The 21,186-nt window shown below is 71.5% G+C and carries 19 protein-coding genes; 10 read left to right on the top strand and 9 right to left on the bottom strand.

Translation table 11 applies throughout. The features are described from left to right. Positions 1 to 38 precede the first annotated feature (38 nt). Positions 39 to 1,256, top strand: coding sequence for an ROK family transcriptional regulator (locus ADL05_RS13255; RefSeq protein ID WP_053617247.1), 1,218 nt, complete (start codon positions 39 to 41; stop codon positions 1,254 to 1,256). A gap of 152 nt (positions 1,257 to 1,408) precedes the next feature. Here the strand turns inward: ADL05_RS13255 and ADL05_RS13250 are convergent, their stop codons facing one another. The 6 genes from ADL05_RS13250 to ADL05_RS13225 all read right to left on the bottom strand — a co-directional run bounded on the left by ADL05_RS13250 (position 1,409) and on the right by ADL05_RS13225 (position 8,481). Further along, positions 1,409 to 2,827: a DUF6177 family protein gene (locus tag ADL05_RS13250; protein WP_053617246.1), complete on the bottom strand. Its 1,419-nt coding sequence runs from the start codon at positions 2,825 to 2,827 to the stop codon at positions 1,409 to 1,411. A 65-nt stretch (positions 2,828 to 2,892) separates the two neighbouring features. Next, positions 2,893 to 3,552: a hypothetical protein gene (locus ADL05_RS13245; protein WP_156365835.1), complete on the bottom strand. Its 660-nt coding sequence runs from the start codon at positions 3,550 to 3,552 to the stop codon at positions 2,893 to 2,895. Between the two features lie 37 nt (positions 3,553 to 3,589). Then, the gene (locus ADL05_RS13240) at positions 3,590 to 4,342 is read right to left on the bottom strand and encodes an immunity 49 family protein (RefSeq protein ID WP_082376361.1); all 753 of its coding nucleotides are present in this window, start codon (positions 4,340 to 4,342) and stop codon (positions 3,590 to 3,592) included. A gap of 149 nt (positions 4,343 to 4,491) precedes the next feature. Further along, positions 4,492 to 7,587: a hypothetical protein gene (locus tag ADL05_RS13235; RefSeq protein ID WP_156365834.1), complete on the bottom strand. Its 3,096-nt coding sequence runs from the start codon at positions 7,585 to 7,587 to the stop codon at positions 4,492 to 4,494. A 169-nt stretch (positions 7,588 to 7,756) separates the two neighbouring features. Next, positions 7,757 to 8,128, bottom strand: coding sequence for a DUF6507 family protein (locus tag ADL05_RS13230; protein ID WP_053617243.1), 372 nt, complete (start codon positions 8,126 to 8,128; stop codon positions 7,757 to 7,759). 35 nt (positions 8,129 to 8,163) lie between these two features. After that, complete coding sequence (locus ADL05_RS13225; RefSeq protein WP_053617242.1) at positions 8,164 to 8,481, bottom strand: hypothetical protein; 318 nt, start codon at positions 8,479 to 8,481, stop codon at positions 8,164 to 8,166. Positions 8,482 to 8,715: 234 nt separating this feature from the next. On the opposite strand from ADL05_RS13225, the gene ADL05_RS13220 reads away from it, so the two are divergent. Further along, complete coding sequence (locus ADL05_RS13220) at positions 8,716 to 8,937, top strand: hypothetical protein (RefSeq protein ID WP_053617241.1); 222 nt, start codon at positions 8,716 to 8,718, stop codon at positions 8,935 to 8,937. Between the two features lie 119 nt (positions 8,938 to 9,056). Here the strand turns inward: ADL05_RS13220 and ADL05_RS13215 are convergent, their stop codons facing one another. Continuing rightward, positions 9,057 to 9,593 (bottom strand): DUF6069 family protein, encoded by a 537-nt coding sequence (locus tag ADL05_RS13215; protein ID WP_053617240.1) that lies wholly within the window; start codon positions 9,591 to 9,593, stop codon positions 9,057 to 9,059. An 89-nt stretch (positions 9,594 to 9,682) separates the two neighbouring features. Here ADL05_RS13215 and alr point away from each other — a divergent pair, with 89 nt between their 5' ends. The 8 genes from alr to ADL05_RS13175 all read left to right on the top strand — a co-directional run bounded on the left by alr (position 9,683) and on the right by ADL05_RS13175 (position 17,429). Beyond that, a complete protein-coding gene (gene alr / locus ADL05_RS13210; RefSeq protein ID WP_053617239.1) occupies positions 9,683 to 10,810 on the top strand; it encodes an alanine racemase in 1,128 nt (375 codons plus the stop codon). A gap of 192 nt (positions 10,811 to 11,002) precedes the next feature. Further along, positions 11,003 to 11,554: a tRNA (adenosine(37)-N6)-threonylcarbamoyltransferase complex ATPase subunit type 1 TsaE gene (gene tsaE, locus ADL05_RS13205; RefSeq protein WP_053617238.1), complete on the top strand. Its 552-nt coding sequence runs from the start codon at positions 11,003 to 11,005 to the stop codon at positions 11,552 to 11,554. A gap of 9 nt (positions 11,555 to 11,563) precedes the next feature. Next, positions 11,564 to 12,241, top strand: coding sequence for a tRNA (adenosine(37)-N6)-threonylcarbamoyltransferase complex dimerization subunit type 1 TsaB (gene tsaB / locus ADL05_RS13200; protein WP_053617237.1), 678 nt, complete (start codon positions 11,564 to 11,566; stop codon positions 12,239 to 12,241). Between the two features lie 56 nt (positions 12,242 to 12,297). Continuing rightward, positions 12,298 to 12,753 (top strand): ribosomal protein S18-alanine N-acetyltransferase, encoded by a 456-nt coding sequence (gene rimI, locus ADL05_RS13195; RefSeq protein WP_053617302.1) that lies wholly within the window; start codon positions 12,298 to 12,300, stop codon positions 12,751 to 12,753. Next, positions 12,750 to 13,784 carry a tRNA (adenosine(37)-N6)-threonylcarbamoyltransferase complex transferase subunit TsaD gene (tsaD, locus tag ADL05_RS13190; protein WP_053617236.1) on the top strand — a complete coding sequence of 345 codons (1,035 nt, stop codon included), beginning with the start codon at positions 12,750 to 12,752 and terminating at the stop codon, positions 13,782 to 13,784. The genes rimI and tsaD overlap by 4 nt, the downstream gene beginning before the upstream one ends. Before the next feature lie 272 nt (positions 13,785 to 14,056). Further along, positions 14,057 to 15,763 carry a glycosyltransferase family 4 protein gene (locus ADL05_RS13185; protein ID WP_053617235.1) on the top strand — a complete coding sequence of 569 codons (1,707 nt, stop codon included), beginning with the start codon at positions 14,057 to 14,059 and terminating at the stop codon, positions 15,761 to 15,763. 166 nt (positions 15,764 to 15,929) lie between these two features. Then, complete coding sequence (locus ADL05_RS13180; protein WP_053617234.1) at positions 15,930 to 16,289, top strand: hypothetical protein; 360 nt, start codon at positions 15,930 to 15,932, stop codon at positions 16,287 to 16,289. Between the two features lie 171 nt (positions 16,290 to 16,460). Beyond that, positions 16,461 to 17,429, top strand: coding sequence for a zinc-binding dehydrogenase (locus ADL05_RS13175; protein WP_053617233.1), 969 nt, complete (start codon positions 16,461 to 16,463; stop codon positions 17,427 to 17,429). A 258-nt stretch (positions 17,430 to 17,687) separates the two neighbouring features. Here ADL05_RS13175 and ADL05_RS13170 read toward each other — a convergent pair whose 3' ends face one another. Beyond that, a complete protein-coding gene (locus ADL05_RS13170; RefSeq protein ID WP_231640733.1) occupies positions 17,688 to 18,257 on the bottom strand; it encodes an HAD family phosphatase in 570 nt (189 codons plus the stop codon). A gap of 323 nt (positions 18,258 to 18,580) precedes the next feature. Further along, positions 18,581 to 20,644 carry a hypothetical protein gene (locus tag ADL05_RS13165; protein ID WP_053617232.1) on the bottom strand — a complete coding sequence of 688 codons (2,064 nt, stop codon included), beginning with the start codon at positions 20,642 to 20,644 and terminating at the stop codon, positions 18,581 to 18,583. Positions 20,645 to 21,186: the final 542 nt, after the last annotated feature.

The raw sequence follows: 21,186 nt of genomic DNA, 5'->3' as shown, positions 1-21,186 counted from the left end.
CTCGAACCTCGCCACGGAACCTGTGCTTGACTGGATTCATGACGGAAGAGGTGCTGACGGGGGGCAGGGGTTTGACGGAGTTGCGCGCGACGGCCGCCGTACCAGGGGCGGGGACACTGCTGCGGATACTGCGCGACGGCAGACCGCGCACCCGGTCCGAGCTGGCGTCGGTGACCGGACTGGCCCGATCCACGGTCACCCAGCGCGTGGACGCCCTCCTGGCCAGCGGGCTCATCGGCCCCGCGGGCGAGGCCGCCTCGACCGGCGGGCGACCGCCCACGACGTTCTCGTTCCGCCCCGACGCCCGCGTCGTCGTGGCCGCCGACCTGGGCGCCACCCACGCGCGGCTGGCGCTCACCGACATGACCGGGACGGTGCTGGCCGAGGAGCGCGCCGACCTCGACATCGCGCTGGGGCCCGAACCGGTCCTGGACTGGGTGGTCGACCGCGGGCGGGCGCTGCTCGACGGCGCCGGCCGCGAGGTGACCGACCTGCTCGGGGTGGGCATCGGCCTGCCCGGACCGGTCGAGTACTCCACCGGCCGCGCGGTCAACCCGCCGATCATGCCCGGGTGGGACAACTTCGACGTGCCCGGCTACGTCGGCGCGCGCCTGCCCGTGCCCGTCCTGGTGGACAACGACGTCAACATCATGGCCGTCGGCGAGCACCACGTCGCCTGGCCCACCGCCAGCCACCTGATGTTCGTCAAGGTCGCCACCGGTATCGGCTGCGGCATCGTGAGCGAGGGCCGGGTCTACCGGGGCGCCCAGGGGGCGGCCGGGGACATGGGGCACATCCACGTGCCCAGCGGGGCGGGCCGCCAGTGCCGCTGCGGCAACACCGGGTGCCTGGAGGCCGTGGCCAGCGGCGCGGCCCTCGCCGAGGCGCTGACCGCGGAGGGCGTCCCGGCGCGGGGCGCCCGCGACGTCGTGGAGCTCTCACGCAACGGATCGGTCCCGGCGCTGCGCGCCCTGCGCCAGGCCGGGCGCGACGTCGGCGAGGTGCTGGCCGCCTCGGTCAACATGTTCAACCCGTCGGTCATCGTCATCGGCGGCGCGCTGGCCCTGGCCGGCGACCACCTGCTCGCCGGGGTCCGGGAGATCATCTACCAGCGCTCGTTGCCGCTGGCCACCGAGCACCTGAGCATCGTGTCCTCCACCGCGGGGGAGAGCGCGGGCGTCATCGGCGCCGCCGTGACGGTCATCGAGCACTGCCTGAGCCCCGAGCACGCCGACACCCTGGTCAACCGGGCCTGACGGGACTCAACGGGCGCCGGCGGGGCCTCGGCGAGGCTTGGCGGGGCTCAGCGGGCCGAACAGGGATGGGCGGGCGCGGGCCAGGCTCGATGGGGCTTGGCGGGGGTCAACGGCGCTCGGCGGGTCCTGATGTGGAGGGGCCCGACGAAGCCTCACGAGGCTTCACGGGGCCTGAGGTGCTCCATGAGGGCGCGGAACCGGTCCCAGGAGTCCGGTTCCGTGCCGTCGCCGATCCGGTACCAGACCACCGGGGTCAGGCGCGGTCCGTACGCGACACCCTCCACCGGCGCCTTCAACGCCCTGTCCCGGCCCGTCTCCAGCACCCCTTCGGCGCCCACGGCCAGCCCCACGGGCACGGGCACCCCGGCCCAGCGCGGGGGCGTGGTGAGGTCGGCGCGGCCGAGCGCGCGGAGCACGGTCATGGTGCGCAGACCGCCCTGGGCGGCCAGTTCGCGCAGCAGCGGGATGAGGGCGTCAAGGTCCGGCTCCCCGCCGGGCCGGTGGGCCACCGTGAGCAGGACGTGCTCGCGCACTCCCGCGGACGTGCGTGAGACCCGGAGAGTGCCGGCGAAGGGAAGCGCGTCCTCGTCAGGGCCGCCGGGCTGGCCGGAGAAGGCCAGCCAGGTGCGGCCGGGGGCGCGGCCCCGCGCGGTCCTGGTGATCCGGGCGCGGTCCCAGGGGCGCGTGAGGGGCTCGGCGGTACCCCAGACGGACGGGGGCACGCCGGCCAGGCTCGCGGTCAGCTCCTCCACGGTGCCGCCGAGTTCCAGGTCGCCGCGGACCGCGTGGTCGATCTGGAGGTCGACGTGCAGCAGTACGACCGGTTCGTCGTCGGGCGACACGCGGAAGGCCTCGTTCGGGCCGTCCTCGGGATCGAGCCCGGGGTCGGGGACGAAGCCGGTGCCGTCCGCCCACACGAGCGGCAGGCCGTTGAAGCCGTCGTAGTAGCGGCCGTCGGGCGCGCGCACGACCCAGGTCGCGGCGCGCTTGCCCAGGAAGGAGCGCAGCGCGTGCGTGAGGACGCTCGTGGACGGGGTGACCACCTGCAGGCCGAGCCCGTCGCGCCCGTGCACGGCGAGGGCGTCCACGAGCCAGTTCGACAGGGACACCACCGGGCGGTCCTGCACCACGACGGCGTTCTTCCCGGTCACGGCGGTCACCGCGGGGTGGTCGGTGACTCCCACGAGGTGTGCGTCGTCGCGGGGCAGCCGGGACTCGGGCTCCCAGAGCGTGCCGCCGTGCCGTTCGACCAGGTGTCGGGCGAAGCGGCGGGCCATGCCGGTGGTGTCGGTGTCGTCGAGTTCGGCGCCCCGGGCCTCCACCCAGTAGGGCTGGGCGGGAAGGTCGTCGCTCACCCCGTCCGCCAGCAGCCGGTCGGCCTCGGAGGAGACCGCCAGCCGTTGCGCGGCCTGCACGGCGAGCACGAGGCGGCCGGAGCCGTCACGCAGCTGGACCACGGCCCCCTCTGCCACGAGCCGCACCCGCAGCTTCGGCCCTGCCTGGGCCAGCGCGTCCAGGAGCGAACGCCGGTCGGGACTCTCGGCCAACAGGGCGATCACGTCATGGCTCAACGGGGGTGCTCCTTCACGGGAAGCGGGAGGATTCGTACGCTACTCGGCCTCGTTCGGCCGAGTGGTCAGGGGTGCTGGACCATGGCCCGGTCCGAGCGCGCCCGCTTCCTCGCCACGCCGCGGCGTACCGCCGTGACCACCGCGAGCAGCACGGCCGCACCCAGCCCGGCCAGGGCGGTGATGATGACGATGGTCGGCACGGTGTTGCGCTGAGCGTTCACGGAGTGGATCACGTCCGCGCCGCCCACCACGTAGTCGACCCCTTCACGGACCTCCCCGGAGTGCCCTGCGCCTGAGCAGTGCACCTCGTAGGTCCCCGGTTCGGGTGTGTCCAGCACGCCCAGGAAGATCCACTCGCCGTGGCTCTCACCATCGTGCCGCTGGTCCGGGGACAACAGCCTGTATTCCCCGGCGGGCGAGATGAACTCGCAGTCGGCGGGCCTTCCGCCGGGCGTGGAGTAGACAGCCCAGGCCTCCGCCTCACCCTCGCCGACCTCGAGCTCCACGGTCTCGCGCGGTCGTATCTCGGCGACCACCTCAGGGGTGGCGCGGATCGGGTTGTTGGCGAGGAAGACCGCCAGCCCGATGGCGAGCACGCACGCGAGCGCCAGCGCCGCGGAGATCCCGTACCAGAGGGCCTTGGGACGCACTCCGGACGGGGCGGAGGCAGGCGTGGGAGCACCGGAAGCGGACATCGCGGACGGCTGCGGAGGGAGATCGTTCATGCGCGAAGTGTTGCAGTTTCATGTGTTGTATGGCGAATCAGATGTCGAATTCGCCGTACCAGGAGCGTTCGACGATGTGTTTGGGAAGGTAGTCGGATTCGACTTCGAGTCGGAACCCGGCTTCGTGGAAGCTGCGGTCATAGCCCATGCAGGCCAGGGCGAGGAGGCCCAGCGGCGTGACGTTCTTGACGTCCTGTGCGCGTTCCTCGTTAGCGGTGTTGTAGTCGCGCCAGAGGGTGAGGCCGTTGGCGAGGGCTTCGTTGAATCCGTCGGAGTCGCCCTGGGCGAATGTGAGGAAGGTGTTCATCTGGGGGAAGACGACTTTGTTGAGGTAGTCGGGGTCGCCGAACTCGGCCCGTGCGGGGTCGGAGAGTTCCATGGCGGCAGTGAGTTCCTCGACGAGGTTGGGCCGGTGGAGGATGTAGGCCTGCCGTGCGGCGATCCAGTGGTAGGTGAAGGGGTTGTACTCGCGGCCCTGGCCCTGTTGCGCACGTCGTAGGAGTTCGACGTCGATGTGGCACAGCTTCGTCCACCGGTCCTGGTCGCGGCAGGTGATGGCGAGGTAGAACGCCATGTCCCAGACCCCGGCGTCGGCGAAGTACCGGGGGCCGGTCGCGGTGGTGTGCCGGACCTTGTGGTCGAACATGAACTCGACCGGGGTGCCCGGTTCGGGGATGGTGATGTCGAAGACGGCGTTGTAGATCTGCATGGCGGCTGTCCATGCTTCCCAGGTCTCCAGATTCGCGGCTCGACGATCCACCGCCAATGTGGTGCACGCGTCCGACCACATGGAGTTCAGCCTGAGGTCGATGGAGCTAGGGCGTTCCTCGGCTGTCCTGCCAACCCGAGCCCGCTTGTCGGGCATGCGTGGAAGCAGGTTCACGAGGCCAGGGGAACCGAAGTCAGGGGCCGGGACAGAGAAGGTCATGCTGTGGGTCCTTACTGGTTCGTGTTGTCGCGGATATCGAACAGCTTGAACTGGCCCCCACCGTACTGCGACCCACGTGGATCGCCCTTGGCCTCCACATAGATCACACGGCCGCTCTCCATGGCTTCACGGAGCTCGTCGGCGAGCCTCGCTTCGTTGTTCGGAGTTTCGAAGGTCTCCGAACCCTTCGCAATGGCCTTCTCTCCGCGCTCCTCCATGGCATCGAGGATGTCGTTGAAGTAGGGCCTGGTGCCCTGTGAGACGCGAGTGGGGATTCCATTCGAGCCAGCGGCCGGCTGGATCGTGCGTTCGCCGAGCTCAGTTCCCAGGCTGCTTTTGGCCTCCATCACCACGAACATCGGTTTGCCGTCTGGACCCTCGGCACGGTGGATCTGGTCGAACTGGCTGTTGCCGTGCCCGGGGTAGGTGTTCGGCTTGATCTCCTCGGTGATTCTCGGCAGTTCCAGCGGGGAGCCGTCGTCCAGGGTGATGGTGGTGTTGCCGTCGAACTTCTCCGCGGCGATCTGCCTGGCCACCGCCTCACCGAAGTCCTCGCTCGCGCGCGAGGACACACCGATGAGATCGTTCTTCTCGTCGCTCAGCCGCTGGACCTTCGGGTCCAGGTCTCCCTGCGTGTTGCGCAGGGTCTCGTAGGCCTCCTTGGCCTGCTTCACGTCGGCATGCGACTCGTTGCTATCGTGCCGCGCCAGCGCGTCCTCGTACTCCTGCCGCAACCGCTGTACCTCGGGGTGCCGATCACCGACCTTGTTGCGTTCCTTCACGTACTCGGAGGTGGCGTCCATGACATTGTCGATAGCGGTCTGCCGGGCTGCCGCAACGCCGTTCAGACGAACCACGTCCGGGTGGTTCGGGTCTCCGTTGACCTCGATACGGTTCGGTTCATTGGTGAGATAGGTGGGGTCGTCCGGCTCGGGGAGGCTACTCTTGGGCATCAACACGCCGTCCCCGGAGCGGGTCAGGATCGGCAGCTTGATCCCCAGGATCTTGAAGTCGGCTCTGCGTCGGTAGTCGCGGCTGTCATAGAACTCGTTGAGCAGGTCCGGGCGCTCACTGATGAGATCGACGAAGCGCTGGTTGAAGTCAGGCGGCCTTACGCCGGGGCGAAGTCCCAGCTCGTCGATGACTTCCTGCGTGCGGACAGCACGCGTGTGCGTGTCCCGCCGATTCGGGTCCAAGGGCTCGCTGTCGCCGTCGCCCGGCAGGCCGGAGTCCGGTCCGCCCGTCGGACCGTGTCCGCCGTTCGAGCCGCCGCCGGTGGTGACCGTGGTCGAGCCGTCGCCCTGATCCACGTGGGAGTTGTTCTGCCCGTCGTTGCCGTTGGTGGGTGAGTCGCCCGGGCGGGTGTCGTTGTCGACACTGTTGGTGACGGTCGGGGACCGGTCCATCATCTCCGGGCCGTCGGGGCGGAAGTCGTCCGGGACGTCGAAGTCGGGGTCCGAGCCGGAGAGGTCGGCCCGCTGGTTCCGCGGCGTGTCCGGGGTCGCGGAGCCCTCTAGGTGGTTCGGACCCGGGCGGAGGCCGGCGTACTCCAACTCGCCGTCGCCCGAACCCTCCCAGTCGTCGCGGTCGCCGCCCTGCTCCGCGTCGGCCCGGCGGAAGTCCGCGCCGTACTGGTCCCGGAGCGCGGTGGCCTGTGGGGAGGCCGGGTTGAGCACGTCCTCGACGGTCATGCCGTCCTGGAGGTCCTCGACCGTGTAGTCGGGGTGCGGAGAGGCGCGCCGGTTCTCGTCCGTAGTGGAGTCGTCACCGGTGCGGGGGCGCGTGCCTGAGGGGGAACCCGAGTCGCCGGTGCCGTCCGCGCCCTCGTGCCGTTCCGCGAATCGGGCCAGGGCGTCCTGCATGTCCTGGATGCGCCTGGGGTCGGTGCCGCCGAACCCGGACAGGTCGAACTCGAACAGGGTCCTGTTGCCGCCGGCGAAGTTCGGGAGGTTGAGCTGGATCGAGATGGGGGTGGGGGAGTCGCCGGAGGGCATGTCCATGTCCGGAAGGCGGCTGCCGCTCATCTTGTTGAGGATGGACGCGCCGCGCCAGGCCAGGAGGGGAACGCCGACGACGGCGCCGACACCGGTCGCCGACAGCGCGACACCGGCCGCGGCCACACCGATGTTGAGCAGCGCGGTACCGATGACGTAGCCGGGCCGTTCGCCCCACTCCTCCCACGGCACCACCGCGTGGGCGGCCTCCTTCCAGGCATCGCCGACGGTGTCCCAGCCGGCCCAGCCGTAACTGTCGGACTCGGCGTCGTACATGCCCACCAGGGACGACACCGACTGGAGGGTGCCCTCCCAGTTCTCCAGCATCGCGTCGTCCCACGACATGGAGAACCAGCCCTCGGAGCTGTGGGCACCGACCATGGCACCGAGGCCCTCGACCGCGCCGACCCCGAAGTCCCACGCGGCCGCTCCGGCGTCGACCCACCAGTGCTCGTTGGTGGTGGCCCCTTCGATCCCCCACTCGGTGGCCAGTTCCGTCAGGTCCTGTTCGAAGCCGTGGTAGAAGACGTTCGGATCCAGGCTGTCCGAGTCGGCGTCGGCCTTCTCGAACCTGGTGCGGCGCGGCACGAAGAGGTTGATGGCGTTCGCGCAGGTGAGCTCGGCCTCCGCGTAGTCCTCGATGATGCGGATGCCCTTGTCGATCAGGTTCTGGTTCTCTTCCACCAGAGGGCTCTCACCGACCCCGAAGAACCCCTTGAGCCCCTCGGCGTCCCGCCATTCGTCGCCCTTTTCGGCGATGCGGGCGCGCAGGTCCCAGGCCTCGGTGCGCAGGCTCGACCAGCGGGACTTGATGCCGGTGAGGTCCTCGGCGAAGTTGTCCAGGGCGGTGGCGGCGCGGTTCATCGCCCGTTGGACGGTGTCGCCGTCGGTGGCCACCGGATCCAGGACCGAGTAGAGCTCTCCGGCCTCGGGGGCCTGGTAGCAGGAGGTCAAGCCGCCCCACGCGGACTTGATGTCGTCGCCGAGGCCGCTGACCTGTTCCCCCGCCGTCCGAAGGTTCGACGCGTAGATCTCGATGGAGCCGGGATAGGCGCTGGGCTCCGGGAACGTGGCCGGGCTGATCTTGCCCTCGCTGTCGGTCAGCATCCCCATCTGCTCGTCGAGGCTGAGTGGTGGGGCGCTGGAAACTGACGGTTCGGGTGGGAACACGGGAATCCCTCCGTGTGGGGGTGGGCAGGGGTGACGAGCACGGGGCGCGGCGCGGGGGCGCCGGATGGGACGGGCCGTGGGGGAGACGGAGCGGTCGGAACAGGCGGAGGGGTCAGACCGGCACGTTGGGACCGTAGGTGGGCGGTGGAGGCGGCGGGGGCACCACGCCGGCGTTGCGCTGGGACTCCAGGGCCATCTCGTTGTTGCCCTCGACGTAGGCCGTGGTCGCCTCGCTCGTGCGCTCCAGGGCGTTGGCGGTCAGGCTGAGCATGTCGCCCATGAGACCGAAGTAGTGCTCGGCGAACTCGCCCAGGGAGACGGAGATGGGGGCGCTGTTCACGTAGCTGTTCAGGTTGGTGATGGTGCTTTCCAGGCTGGTCATCTCACCGAGCAGACCGTCGGAGCCGCCCTCCTCGCCGATGTAGCCGGCGGTGGTGGACAGGACGGATCCGACTTCCTGGGGCGTGATATCCCACGCGGACATACGAACTCCTCGGGGGCCGGAGGTACGGAGGACGGTCAGGGGGAGACGCGGGCCTGGAAGGCCTCGGGGCGGAAGACGTCGCTGGGGAGCGGGTCCGTGGGGGCGGTGCCGGTGTGCGGGGTTTCCCGGGCGTGGGCGACCTCGATGGTGTGGTGCATCCGGTTCAGGGCTCCGTGCACCCGTGTGAGGTCGACGCCGGCGCGCACGTGCGCGTACTCGAAGGCCCGCCGCAGCCGTAGGCCGGGCGGAGGGGAGCCGGGGAGGTCGTCGGGCTCGCCGGCGGCCGTACCGGGGGCCGCGGAAGGTGAGGGGACGAGTTCGTCCTCCTCCACGGGCACGGCGTCGAACTTCACGGTCGGTCCTCCTTCTTCCCGCGTGGTGTGTCCGGGGCCGCGGCGGCTGGAATCCCCACCCGCGTGGAGAACCCGTCGCCCATGGTGTCTGACGCACCGAGAGTGAGGGGGGTTCTCAGTATCCCGTCGAGAACGACAAAACGGATGTGTGGCGGCGGTCACACCGGGAGGGCGGGACCGACCGGGGCGGGCACCGGCGTGGGTGCGCGCACGCAGGCGGGGAAGGAGGAGCGTATGAGTACGGAGATCATTCTGCACATGCGGTCGGGCCGCAGGCACGTGTTCCACCCCGGTGACCTGGGTGGATCGGAGGGCCGGACCGATGCCCAGACCCTGGACACGGTCAAGCGCCTGATGCACGACGAGTTCGGGTTGCTCGACTTCCGGGACACGGAGGGCCACCACTGGATCGTCCGCTCGGCGATGGTCGAGGGCGTGCTGGTCAACAACGGCTAGGGAACGCCCTTCGAGCGCGGTGCCCGCCGCCCCGTCACCCCCGCACACGCGAGGGGGCGGGACCCGTGCGGGCCCCGCCCCCTCCTGCGCTTCACGTCCACTCCGCGCGAGCGGGTGCGTCACAGTCCCCGGGGCTGCCCCCGGTACTCGGCCTGCTCCACGTCCGGCAGGATCCCTTCGTGGTGCAGGGCCGGACGCTCCCTCGGCCCGCCGCGGCGCGGACTCCGAACGACCGCAGTGTTCGCCACACTGCTCAGCAGCGTCGCGATGGCGATCCCGGCGACCAGGTTGATGACGGCCGTGGCGATCTGACTCGACAGTTCGGCTCCCTGGGTGAAGGGGGTGACCGCGGCGACCGCCGTGACCAGCCCGATGATCCACCCGAAGAAGGCGCGTGCCCGTGGTGCCGCCACCAGCAGCAGGTGCAGCAGACCCGTGGCCAGGAGTGCCGCGACGGCTGCCATCAGCGCGTACACGACGGTCCCGACATCGCCCAGATAACCGGCCTCCTCCGGGGCGAGCACTGGAATCCCCATGACCCCACGGATCACGAGAGTGCCCACCAAGATCACCAGTGCGGCCACCACCGCGGTGGCGAGGCCTCCCGACCACAGCCGAACCGCGTTGACGGATCGCTCACTTCCGAACTCGCTCATGCCGATACCCCCAGATACGGCGCCGAACTCGGTCGAACACCACATACCCGCAGCTCCTTCGCGGTAACCACACGTGGAAGACTGGGGCCATGGCTCACTTCGCGCACGCTCGCGTCGACCTGGACGCGATCGCCGACAACGCCCGGCTGCTCCGTGAGCGCGCGGGCGGCACCCCGCTGATGGGCGTGGTCAAGGCCGACGGTTACGGCCACGGCATGCTTCCGGCCGCGCGGGCCGTGCTCGCGGGCGGTGCCACCTGGCTCGGCACCGCCTTCATCCACGAGGCCCTGGCCCTGCGCGAAGCCGGGATCACCGCGCCCGTCCTGGCCTGGATCGTTCCGCCCGGCGAGCCCGTGGCCGCGGCGGTCGGGGCCGACATCGACCTCGGCGTCAGCGACCGCGCGATCCTGGACGAGGTCGTCGAGGCGGCACGCCGCCTCGGGCGCACCGCGCGCGTCCAGCTCAAGGCCGACACCGGCCTCAACCGCGGCGGCGTGGGCCCGGCGGACTGGCCGCACCTGGTGGAGGCCGCCGCGCGCGCCGAGGACGCCGGACACGTGCGGGTCAGCGGCGTCTGGTCGCACTTCGCGTGCGCCGACGAGCCAGGCCACCCCTCGATCGGGCGCCAGCTCTCCGCCTTCCACGAGGCGTTGGAGGCGGCGGACAAGGTGGGTCTGACCCCCGACGTTCGCCACATCGCCAACTCCGCGGCGCTCCTGACCCTCCCCGAAGCGAGGTTCGATCTCGTGCGCGGGGGCATCGCGAGTTATGGGCTCATCCCGATTCCCGGTTACACGGTGTCCGGAATTCGCCCCGCCATGACCCTGCACTCCCGCGTCGCCCTCGCCAAGCGGGTGCCCTCCGACAGCGGCGTCTCCTACGGGCACCGCTACGTGACCGAGCGCGAGACGACCCTGGCCCTGGTGCCCCTCGGCTACGGCGACGGCGTGCCCCGGGCCGCGACCAACAAGGGCCCGGTGCTGCTCGGCGGACGCAGGCGTACGATCGCGGGAACAGTCTGCATGGACCAGTTCGTTGTCGATGTGGGCGACGACCCCGTCCGGGCGGGGGACGACGCGATCCTGTTCGGGGACCCGAGCACGGATCCGGGCGTTCCCACCGCCGAGGACTGGGCCGAGATCCTGGACACCATCCCGTACGAGATCGTCACGCGGGTGGGCGCCCGGGTCCCGCGCGAGTACGTCGGCGGAGCCTGAACCGGGGCGCGGGCCCGCCCCGCGCGGGCACGGCCGGGGCCCGGTGCGTCGAGCACCGGACCGGGCCGAGTGCCGCGAACCGGCCACGGACGCCCTTCACCCGTCCTAACCTGGGTGAAGAGGTCACCTTCGGCGCGCCCTGACCACTGTGCCCAGCCACCTCCCGATCCATCACCGACCACTGCGAGCCCGATGACAGACGCAACCGCGACCACCCCAGGTGTGTCCACCGACGTAGTGCCCGACAGCGCCGCGCCCGCCGCACCCGCCGTGCGCGCGGTGACCGCCGCCACCGACGACGCCATGCGCGCGCTCGGACGCGACCTCGCCGCCCTGGCCAGGGCCGGCGACGTGCTCATCCTGTCCGGGCCGCTCGGCGCGGGCAAGACCACGCTGACCCAGGGCCTGGGCGAGGGCCTGCGCGTGCGCGGATCGGTCACCTCCCCGACCTTCGTCATCTCCCGCATCCACCCCTCCCTGGTGGGCGGCCCCGACCTCGTCCACGTGGACGCCTACCGGCTCGGCGGGCCCGCGGAGATCGACGACATCGACCTCGACATGACCCAGCCCGACTCGGTCACCGTGGTCGAGTGGGGCGAGGGCGTCGCCGAGGGCCTCGCGGACGACCGCCTGGAGATCCGCATCGAGCGCCACCACGACGACACCCGAACCGTCCACCTGCGCGCCGTCGGCGCGCGCTGGAACGACATCGACCTGCCCGGCACCCGGCCCGGGCTCGGATAGGCGGTCTCCGTGCTGCTGCTGGCCTTCGACACCGCCACCCCCGCGGTGACCGCCGCGATCGGTGAGAGCGGCCCCGACGGGGCCTTCCGCCTGCGCGCGAGCGCCGCGTCCGTGGACGCGCGCCGCCACGGCGAACTCCTCAGTCCCACCATCCACCGGCTGGTCGGGGAGGCCGGGATCACCCTGGCCGACCTCGACCACGTGGCCGTCGGCATCGGCCCCGGCCCCTACACGGGCCTGCGGGTCGGCCTGGCCACCGCCCACGCCCTGGCCGACGCCCTCGGCGTCCCCTGCCACGGCGTCACCACGCTCGACGCCCTGGCCTTCGCCACCGGCCGGACCGGCCCGTTCGTCGCCATGACCGACGCCCGCCGCAAGGAGGTGTTCTGGGCGCGCTACGACGACCGCCTGCACCGCGTGGGCGAGGTGGCCGTCGACCGGCCCGCCGAACTCGACACCGGCGGCCTGCCCCTGGTCGGCCACGGGGCCCACATGTACGCGGAGGTCCTCGGGTCCGGTGCGGCCGAACCCGACCCGCTGTACCCGGACGCCGCCGCCATGGCCGAACTGGCCCTGCTGCGCCTGCACCAGGGCACGGCGCTGCCCGCCCCCGAACCGCTCTACCTGCGTCGCCCCGACGCCGTGGAGCCCGGTAGCCCGAAGAAGGTGCGCCAGTGGGTGAAGTGACCGTCTCGGCCTCGGGCTCCTACGCCGAGCCCGGCGAGCCCGTACGACTGCGCACCATGACCGGCGACGACGTGCCCGCGGTCATGGAGCTGGAACGCGCCCTCTTCCCGGAGGACGCCTGGAGCGAGAACATGCTCCGCGAGGAACTCGGTGCGCGGGGCCGCAGCTACGTGGTGGCCGAGACCGGCGACGCCCTCGTCGGCTACGCCGGGCTGCGCTCGGTGCCGCCCGAGGGCGACGTGCAGACCATGGCCGTCGCCCGGCCCGTGTGGGGGCGCGGTATCGGCCGGGCGCTGCTGGCCGAACTCCTCGACCGGGCCGACCGGGACGGCGTCACCCACATGTTCCTCGAAGTGCGGGACGACAACCCGCGCGCCCAGGACCTCTACGCCCGGTTCGGGTTCCGGCAGATCGGCGTGCGGCGCGGATACTACAAGGGGGCCGACGCGATCGTCATGCGGCGCGTGGCCACGGCCGGACCGGAGTCCGGCGAGGCGGAGGAGCGAGCATGAGCGGCCAACCGTTGATCCTCGGGATCGAGACGTCCTGCGACGAGACCGGTGTCGGACTGGTGCGCGGCTGTGAACTGCTCGGGGACGAGGTCGCCTCCAGCGTCGACCAGCACGCCCGCTTCGGCGGCGTGGTCCCCGAGGTCGCCAGCCGCGCGCACCTGGAGGCGATGACGCCCACGGTCCGGCGCGCGCTCGACGGCGCGGGGGTGAAGCTCTCCGACGTCGACGCCATCGCGGTCACGGCGGGGCCCGGCCTGGCGGGCGCCCTGCTCGTGGGCGTGTCGGCGGCCAAGGCCTACGCGATGGCCCTGGGCAAGCCCCTCTACGGGGTGAACCACCTGGTCGGCCACGTGGCCGTGGACCAGCTGGAGCACGGTCCGCTGCCCAAGCCCGCCATCGCGCTGCTGGTCTCTGGCGGCCACACGTCCCTGCTGCTGGTCAACGACCTGGCCACGGACGTGGTCTCGCTGGGCGACACCGTGGACGACGCCGCCGGCGAGGCCTACGACAAGGTCGCCCGCCTGCTGGAACTGCCCTACCCGGGCGGCCCGCCCATCGACAAGGCGGCCCAGCGCGGGAACCCGAAGGCGATCCGGTTCCCGCGCGGCAAGTGGGGCGACGGCACCTACGACTTCTCCTTCTCCGGCCTCAAGACCGCGGTGGCGCGGCACGTGGAGGACGCCGACCGCGGCGGCGAGCCGCTCGTGGTCGCCGACATCGCGGCGGCCTTCCAGGAGTCGGTGGTCGACGTGCTCACCCGCAAGGCAGTGGACGCCTGCGTCGAGCACGGGGTCAGCACCCTGGTGATCAGCGGCGGCGTGGCGGCCAACTCGTCCCTGCGCGAACTCGCCCTGCAGCGCTGCCAGGAGGCGGGGATCGAGCTGCGCGTGCCCCGGCCGCGCCTGTGCACGGACAACGGCGCGATGATCGCCGCGCTGGGCGCCGAGGTCGTGGCCGCGGGTCTGCCGCCGTCCACGCTGGACCTGGCCACGGACACCTCGCTCCCGGTGGAGCACCCGCTGGCCGTCTGAGCCCGCGGAGGACGAGGGGCGGGGCGCGTGGGCGCCCCGCCCCTTCGTGGCGGTGCCGGTTTCCGAACCGATTCCGGGTGGGAGCCTTTGCGCTTCGGTGGATGACCAACTCCTCGCCATGCCGTTCACGGGCCTTCGTTGGAGTGGGAGATGAACGGTGATAATGTCCGCCTCTCCATCCTTGTTGCCCAATGGGAAACGCGTGTCAATGGAATTCTGAAACGTGTTCCCCGGGTCTTCCTGCTGATGGATGCCATGGAAACGGGGGGCATATGGGATATGCGCGAAAAAACAAGAAGGTTTCGGCCGCCGCGGCGACGGTGACCGGAGCGTGTGCGATCGGTGTGATGTACTCGTCGGGCGTCCTGTCGCTGGTCGCGGCTGCTCAGCTCATGGCCCTGGGCGTGATCGGGATGGGGACCGCGGCGGTCATGGTCTGGGGCCGGAGGGTCGACCGGCGCGTTCGGGACATCTACCTGTCAATGGCGGGCGGCAGCGACATCTCGACTGGGGCGCGCCAAGGGGCTGGGCTCAAGTCGGGAATGGAGTGGCGTATCGCTGCCCGCGCCAAGGAGGCGAGGGGGCGCGCCCAGGGGCTTTATGTCGAGGGGCGGATTCAAGAGGCTATCGAGGAACTCGCCCCCTATGTCGTTTTCGACGACCAATCCGATCGGAAGCGCCGTCGCCTGCTCAGTCACCGGAGGGCGATCGGTCCGCTGCCCGCACTGCCCGAACGGGCGCCCGGAGTCCTACCCCCGGTGCCCGGACGTGTCCTGCACTTCGTGACGAACGCGTTGCCCAACACGCAGGCGGGCTACACCGTCCGCACGCACCGGATCGTTCTGGCCCAGCGCGAAGCCGGATTGCAGCCCCACGTCGTGACCTTTCCGGGCTGGCCGGCTCCCGAGGAGGGCGACACGGAGGCGCTACGCGAGGTCGACGGCATTCCCTACCACCGGATGCGCCCCGGTGAACGCTTCGAGCAAGGACTACAGGAACGGATCGATGTCGCGGTCTCCGAGGGCACGGCCTTGGCCCGGTGGCTTCGGCCCGCGGTGCTGCACGCGGCCAGTGACCACAAGAACGCCACTGTCGCCCTGCACGTCGGGCGCGCACTCGGCATCCCCGTCGTGTATGAAATGCGTGGCTTCCTGGAGGAGACCTGGCTCTCGCATGAGGGTGCGCCGTCCCGGCGCGGGAGTGAGCGCCACCGGCTTCTCGTTGAGCGGGAGGCCTCCGTGCTCAGGGCGGCCGACGCCGTGGTCACCCTGGCGGACACCATGAAGGCAGAGATCGTCGAACGCGGTGTGGCGCCGGAAAGGATCGTGCTCGCGCCCAACGCAGTGGACGAGCACCTCCTGGACAAGCGTCCCGACGGCTCGGCCTTCCGGGAGTCGTTCGGTATCGCCGAGGCGGAGTATGTGGTGGGGTCGGTGTCCAGTCTCACCCACTACGAGGGGTTCCAGACCCTGATCGAGGCCGCGGCCTTGCTACGGGACACCGGCCGGGAGATACGGGTTCTGCTCGTCGGCGACGGGCCGGCACGGCCTGACCTGCTGGATCTCGTCGAGCGCCATGGTCTCGGCGATCTGTGCCTGCTCCCGGGGCGGGTTGATCCCGACGACGCGCTGCGTGCCCAAGCCGCTCTGGACGCCATGGTGGTGCCCCGCATCGATGCGCGCGTCACCCGTCTGGTCACACCGCTCAAACCGGTCGAGGCGATGGCGCTGGGCGTGCCCGTCATCGCGAGCGACCTGCCCGCGCTGCGCGAACTGGTCGTTGACGGTCGGGCCGGAAGTCTGGTCCCCCCGGGCGATCCCGCTGCTCTGGCCGACGCCATCATGTCGCTGGACAAGAACGAGGAGTCGCGCGAGGAGCGCGTACGGGCCGGACGCGAGGAGGTCGCGTCCCGCCGGACCTGGGGTCACAACGCGGAGATCTACCGCACGTTGTACGGCCGTCTGGGCGCGCTGTCCTGAGAGGGGCGGGCGGGGCGCGTGGGCGCCCCGCCCCTTTTCGTGGCGGTGCCGTTCCTCGCCGCGGTGCCGTCCACCCGGTCCGAACCGTCACCGGGATGCGCTGCTACTTTGACCGTGCCCGACCCCCCTGGCGTCCCGTCGCCGTCCCCCGAAGAACGGAATCAGGATGAAGGTCCACCAGCTCGCCCTGCCCTGCCTGGGCGCCCTCCTCGTACTCGCCTCCGTGACCGCCTGTGAGGGCGTCAACCACAAGAGCTGCCGCAACGGTGACTGCACGGTCGTCGTCGTCGACGAGCAGTGGTCCGGTGACCTGCGGGACGCCGGGAACACCGAGTACGAGTTCGAGGTGTACATGGCCGAGGACCAGAGCGCCGAGGTGATCGTGGTCCGGGAGGAGGGCAGCGAGGAGGAGCAGCAGAGCGCCACGCTCCAGCCCGGCGGCACGGCCGAGCTCTTCTTCTACTCCGTCGAGTACGTCTCCCACACCGACGAGGAAGGCGCGACCTTCCAGTTCACCCCCTCATAGGCGGCCGACCGGCCCCCGCCCCCGGGCGCACCGGTCGGCGCATCCGCTCAGCGGAACCGTCATCGGACACCAGCGGCTCACCCACGGACGGGAACTCCCATGAGAGCGTTCGGGTGACAGACCGGCCCCCCGACTGGAATCCGGTTCGGTCCTCGTGGTTGGCTTCGTTCCATGTTCGCTATCACCGCAGCACGCATCAGTTTCGACGATCCCGTCTCCGGTCTGGAGGCGGGCGAGCGCCCCGAACCCGAGCCGCGCGACGGATGGGCGGTGGTCGACGTCCGCGCCGCCTCCCTCAACCACCACGACGTCTGGAGCCTGAGGGGCATCGGCCTCCGTGAATCGACCCTGCCCCGCATCCTCGGCAGCGACGCCGCCGGCGTGGACGAGGACGGCAACGAGGTCATCGTGCACGGTGTCGTCGGTGACCCGGCCGCCGGGGACGGTGACGAGACCAGGGACCCGGGCCGGTCGCTGCTGTCGGAGGTGCACGAGGGCACCTTCGCGGAGAAGCTCCTCGTGCCTCGGCGCAACCTGCTGCCCAAGCCGCCCGAGCTCTCCTTCGAGGAGGCCGCGTGCCTGCCCACGGCCTGGCTCACCGCCTACAGCATGCTCTTCGGCAAGGCCGACCTGCGACCCGGTTCGACGATCCTCGTGCAGGGCGCGGGCGGCGGTGTGGCGGCGGCGCTGATCCGCATGGCGGCGCAGGCCGGACACCGCGTCTACGCGACCAGCCGGAGCGAGGCCAAGCGCGAGCGCGCCCTGACGCTGGGCGCCCACGCGACGGTGCCCACGGGGGAGCGGCTGCCGGAGAAGGTGGACGCCGTCTTCGACTCGGTCGGCCAGGCCACGTGGGCGCACTCCCTGCGCGTGCTCAAGCCGGGCGGGGCGATCATCACCTGTGGCGCGACCAGCGGTGACGCGCCCCCGGCCGAGCTGTCACGGGTGTTCTTCCTCCAGCTGCGCGTCCTCGGCTCCACGATGGGCACGCGGGCGGAGCTGGCCACGCTCATCGAGATGTGCGCGCGCACCGGACTGCGCCCCGACATCGACCGGGTCCTGCCGCTCGACCGGGCGCGGGAGGGCTTCCAGGCCATGGCCGACGGTGAGCTGTTCGGCAAGGTCGTGTTCACCGTCTGACGACGTCCGGCGCGCATCGGCCCGGTCGCGGCCGGACGCTCCGCGCTGGAGCGGACGGCCGCGACCGGGGCGGCCACCGGGGGTCTGCGTCATGCCTACCGGGCGCCTGCGCGGTGAGCCCACCAGGGGCGGCCTGCATGGTGCCTATCGGGGCGCCTGCGCGGTGAGCTCTCAGCCGCCCTGCGAAGTGCCTACCGGGCGTCTGCATGGTGAGCCCTCAGCCGCCTGCGAAGTGCCTACCGGGCGCCTGCGCGGTGCCTACGCGGTCCCGCCGAGGGAGGCGCGGGCGAGGGCGTAGGCGTCCACCAGGCTCGCGCCGGTGTAGTGGACGGCGGCCAGACCGGTGATCCGCTCGTCGCCGTTCACCGCCACGGTCGCGGCCAGGTGCTCGAAGAGCGGGGCGTCCGACATGGAGTCGCCGTAGGCCACACAGGCGTCGGGCGCCAGGCCCCGGCTGAGCCGGGCGCGCTCGACGATGTCCACCTTGTCGCGCGGTGTGAGGATGTCGTCGGCCACCACGGGGGAGGCGAAGGGGAGCGGCGGGAAGCGCGACGCGACCACCTCGTCGAAGCCGAACCGCAGCAGCAGGCGCGCGTAGAAGTCCGGGGACATGCTCACGACCATCGAGTGCTCCCCGCGGGACCGGATGTCGTCGCACACCTGGCGGATGCCGGTGAGGAAGGGGCTCCGGTCGAAGGCCGTGGCGACGTGCTCCTCGGTGAGCGCGCTCCAGAGCCGGTGGATGCCGCGCGCGAAGCCGCGGGTGTCCACCTCCTGTCGCCGGAAGCGCCCCTCCAGTTCCACGAGCTGTTCCTCGCAGCGCAGCACGCGCGCGATCTCCAGGCTCGCGGTCGTCCCCCTCAGCAGGGTTCCGGCCCAACCGGCGGGCGCGGCGGGGAGAAGGGCCCCGCCTCGCCGCCGGGGCCCCGCCCGCCCCCCCCGACCTTGCCCTCGCCGCTGCCGCGGATTCTTATCCCCCGGCCCCCCCCGCCCCGGGGCCCCCGGCGGGGGGGTGGCCGGGCGGGGGGGGGGGGGGGGGGCCGCCCGCCCCCCCCCCCCCCCGCCGTGTCGATCGCCGAGTGCCGCGCCGGAGGCGTCGGCCGAGGGCGCCCGGCCGCGCGGGGAGCGCACGGCCGGGGGCGACGGGCGGGCTACTCGTCGTCCTCGTCGTCGTCGCGGCGCTTCTTCTTCTTGCCGTCGCGGCCCGGGCGCAGCAGGGCCTCGGCGAGCGCGAGCACCGTCTCCTCCAGCGACGTGAACCGCTTGGTGACGTCGTCGTGCGAGTTCTCGACCGCCTCGGTGACGGTCTCCTCGAACTCCTGCCGGTCCGGCCGCTGCTTGAGCTCGCGCAGGACGGGCTCGATGGCCGAGGTCACGTGCTGGTCGATCTCGTCGAGCTTGCCGGAGTGGTCCAGCTGCGGGCGCTCGACCAGCTCGGTCAGGCGGCGGTGCAGCTCGGTGATCTCCATCGTCTGCGGCAGCTGGTTGAGCCGCTGGTTGAGCGCCTCCAGCCGGTCGTCGATGGCCTCCATCCGGCCGTCCACGCCCTCGAAGTGCCCGCTGACCCCCTCGAACTGGCCCTCGACCCCGTTGACGCGACCGTCGAGGCCGTCCAGGCGGCCGTTGAGCCCGTCGATACGGCCGTCGACACCGTCGATCTTGCCCTCGATCCCCTCGAAGCTGCCCTCGAAGTGGCCCTCGAAGGTGTCGAAGCGGTCGGTCAGGCGGCCCAGCTCGTGGTCGACCTTGCCGGTGATCTGCGACAGGTGGTTGTCCACCTTGGCGGTGAGGGACTCGCGCTGGCGCTCCAGCCGCTCGTCCAGCGCGCTCTGGTGGGAGCGGACCTGCTCGCCCAGGGTCTCGGTGAGCTCCTGGTGGCGCTCGGCCGCCTCCGTGGCGAGGCGGGTGTCGTTCTCCTCGACGAAGGCGCGCAGCTCCCCGAGGTCGCCGGAGACCTTCTCCGCGTCCTCGGCGATCCGGGCGCTCAGGGCGTCGGTGCGTTCGAGGACGGCCTCGCGCAGCCGCTCGGCGGTGGCCTCGTCCTGCTCGCGGGCCTCGGTGCGGCCCAGCTCCATCTGCTCGCTCAGCTCGGACAGGCGCTGGCGCAGGTGGGAGCGGAGCTCGGTGAGGGAGGACTCGTGGTTCTCGCGCAGCTTGGCCAGCGAGCCCGTGACGTCGGCGACGGCGGCCGTGGCCTCGGCGTGGTTCTCCTCGCCCTGCGTGCTCAGGTAGCCGACGCTCTCGGTGAGCTTCGCGGCCAGGGCGTCGTGGCGCTCCCCGGAGGCGGTGGACAGGGCGGCGAGCTCCTCGGCCAGGGCGCTGGTCCGCTCACCCAGCTCGCCGGTGTTCTCCTGCAGCCTGGCGAGCAGGCTCTCGTGCTGCTCCGCGGTGTGCTCGGACACGAACGAGCGCAGTTCGGCCACCCGCTCGTCGGTGTGGGTCCGCAGCTCGCCAGCGCTCTCGGCGACCTTGGCGGTGACGGTCTCGCCGAGCCGCTCGTCGGCGGCGGCCAGTGCCTCGCGGGCCTCGCCCACAGCGGCGGTGACGGCCTCCCGGCTCGCCTGGACCGCCTCGCCGAGCTCGGCCCGGCCGGCGGCCAGGGTCTCCGTGACCGTGGTGGTGAGGGCCTCGTGCCGCTCGCCCGCGGACTCGGACAGCGAGGCGAGGGAGGCCTCCAGCCCCTCGGTCCGCTCGGCCAGGGCCGCCAGGGCGCCGTCGAGCGCGTCCAGGCGGGCGTCGACCTTCTCGCTCAGGCCGGTCAGCCGCTCGCCGACCTCCGCGATCTGCTCGGACGTCCGGTTGCCCGTCTCGGCCATGCGCTGGAGCCGGGTCAGGGCGGTGTCCAGGTGGCCGGCGATGCGGTGGGTGTCGGCGCGCAGGGACGGCATGTCCGAGAGGGGCTTGACCTGCTGGCCGACGATCTCGATGTGCTCCGCGAGGGTCTCCGCCCATTCCGGGGGGCGGGAGAGCAGGTCGTCGATCCGGCCGTCGACCTTGGTGATCGACTCGCCGAGGGCGGTGAGCTCACGCTCGCGCAGTTCGCGCAGCAGCCACTCCATGCCCTCCAGTCGCTGGCGCATCTCCTCGCTGACGGCACCCTGCGACTTCTGTTCGGAGTCGTGCTCGTGGGCGGCCTGGGAGAGCAGGTCACGCATCCGGTCGGAGATCCCGGCCTGACCTCCTCCGGTGAGGAAGTTGTGATTGGTCTGTTCCACCGAGGTGCTCCTTGATCTTCTGGCGCTCCCGAACCGGCCCGGGGGAGTGGACGGTGGTTCCGGGCGGTCGGGTTCTCGATGGTCCCCGGGTGGGAGGCGCCCGTGCCCCGTTAATGTCTCACTGTGACTGAAGTGTGACGCTGTGTATACACGGGGGGCGGGTTCCCGTGGTCGTGCGACCGTGCGACGGATCGTTCGACCCCGGCCTTCCGGATGGATCCATGAGAGGGGAAAGCATGCGGCGCCGTTAGTTTAACGACACGTCCGCGCCCCACCCCAGGGGAAGCCGAAAGAATGTGGTGTGTGAGGTAACGATGTCATTGCGTCGGGTGACCGTATCGCGGACTTCGTGCAGGTGAGGGCGTCCGGACGGCGGCGGCCCCGCCCCGTGGGCCGTTCCGTGGCCGGGAGACGCCGGCCGGGGCGATGAGGGCGGGACCGTGCCGCGTCCGCGTGACGGGGCCAGGCGACGGAGCCGGGGGCAGCGGCGGGGGCGGGGCCGCCGGAGAGGGGCGGGGGGTCAGGCGGGTCGCGCGGCTCCG

The organism is Nocardiopsis sp. NRRL B-16309 (assembly GCF_001279585.1).
Taxonomy (GTDB): Bacteria; Actinomycetota; Actinomycetes; order Streptosporangiales; family Streptosporangiaceae; genus Nocardiopsis.
This window is presented reverse-complemented; position numbering and strand designations above follow the sequence as displayed.

Bases quoted from the DNA above. Each gene is read 5' to 3' on its own strand.
- ADL05_RS13255 (WP_053617247.1), top strand. From the start codon at position 39: ATGACGGAAGAGGTGCTGACGGGGGGCAGGGGTTTGACGGAGTTGCGC.
- ADL05_RS13245 (WP_156365835.1), bottom strand. From the start codon at position 3,552: ATGAACGATCTCCCTCCGCAGCCGTCCGCGATGTCCGCTTCCGGTGCT.
- ADL05_RS13240 (WP_082376361.1), bottom strand. From the start codon at position 4,342: ATGTGGTCGGACGCGTGCACCACATTGGCGGTGGATCGTCGAGCCGCG.
- ADL05_RS13235 (WP_156365834.1), bottom strand. From the start codon at position 7,587: ATGGGGATGCTGACCGACAGCGAGGGCAAGATCAGCCCGGCCACGTTC.
- ADL05_RS13230 (WP_053617243.1), bottom strand. From the start codon at position 8,128: ATGTCCGCGTGGGATATCACGCCCCAGGAAGTCGGATCCGTCCTGTCC.
- ADL05_RS13220 (WP_053617241.1), top strand. From the start codon at position 8,716: ATGAGTACGGAGATCATTCTGCACATGCGGTCGGGCCGCAGGCACGTG.
- ADL05_RS13215 (WP_053617240.1), bottom strand. From the start codon at position 9,593: ATGAGCGAGTTCGGAAGTGAGCGATCCGTCAACGCGGTTCGGCTGTGG.
- alr (WP_053617239.1), top strand. From the start codon at position 9,683: ATGGCTCACTTCGCGCACGCTCGCGTCGACCTGGACGCGATCGCCGAC.
- tsaE (WP_053617238.1), top strand. From the start codon at position 11,003: ATGACAGACGCAACCGCGACCACCCCAGGTGTGTCCACCGACGTAGTG.
- rimI (WP_053617302.1), top strand. From the start codon at position 12,298: ATGACCGGCGACGACGTGCCCGCGGTCATGGAGCTGGAACGCGCCCTC.
- tsaD (WP_053617236.1), top strand. From the start codon at position 12,750: ATGAGCGGCCAACCGTTGATCCTCGGGATCGAGACGTCCTGCGACGAG.
- ADL05_RS13185 (WP_053617235.1), top strand. From the start codon at position 14,057: ATGGGATATGCGCGAAAAAACAAGAAGGTTTCGGCCGCCGCGGCGACG.
- ADL05_RS13180 (WP_053617234.1), top strand. From the start codon at position 15,930: ATGAAGGTCCACCAGCTCGCCCTGCCCTGCCTGGGCGCCCTCCTCGTA.
- ADL05_RS13175 (WP_053617233.1), top strand. From the start codon at position 16,461: ATGTTCGCTATCACCGCAGCACGCATCAGTTTCGACGATCCCGTCTCC.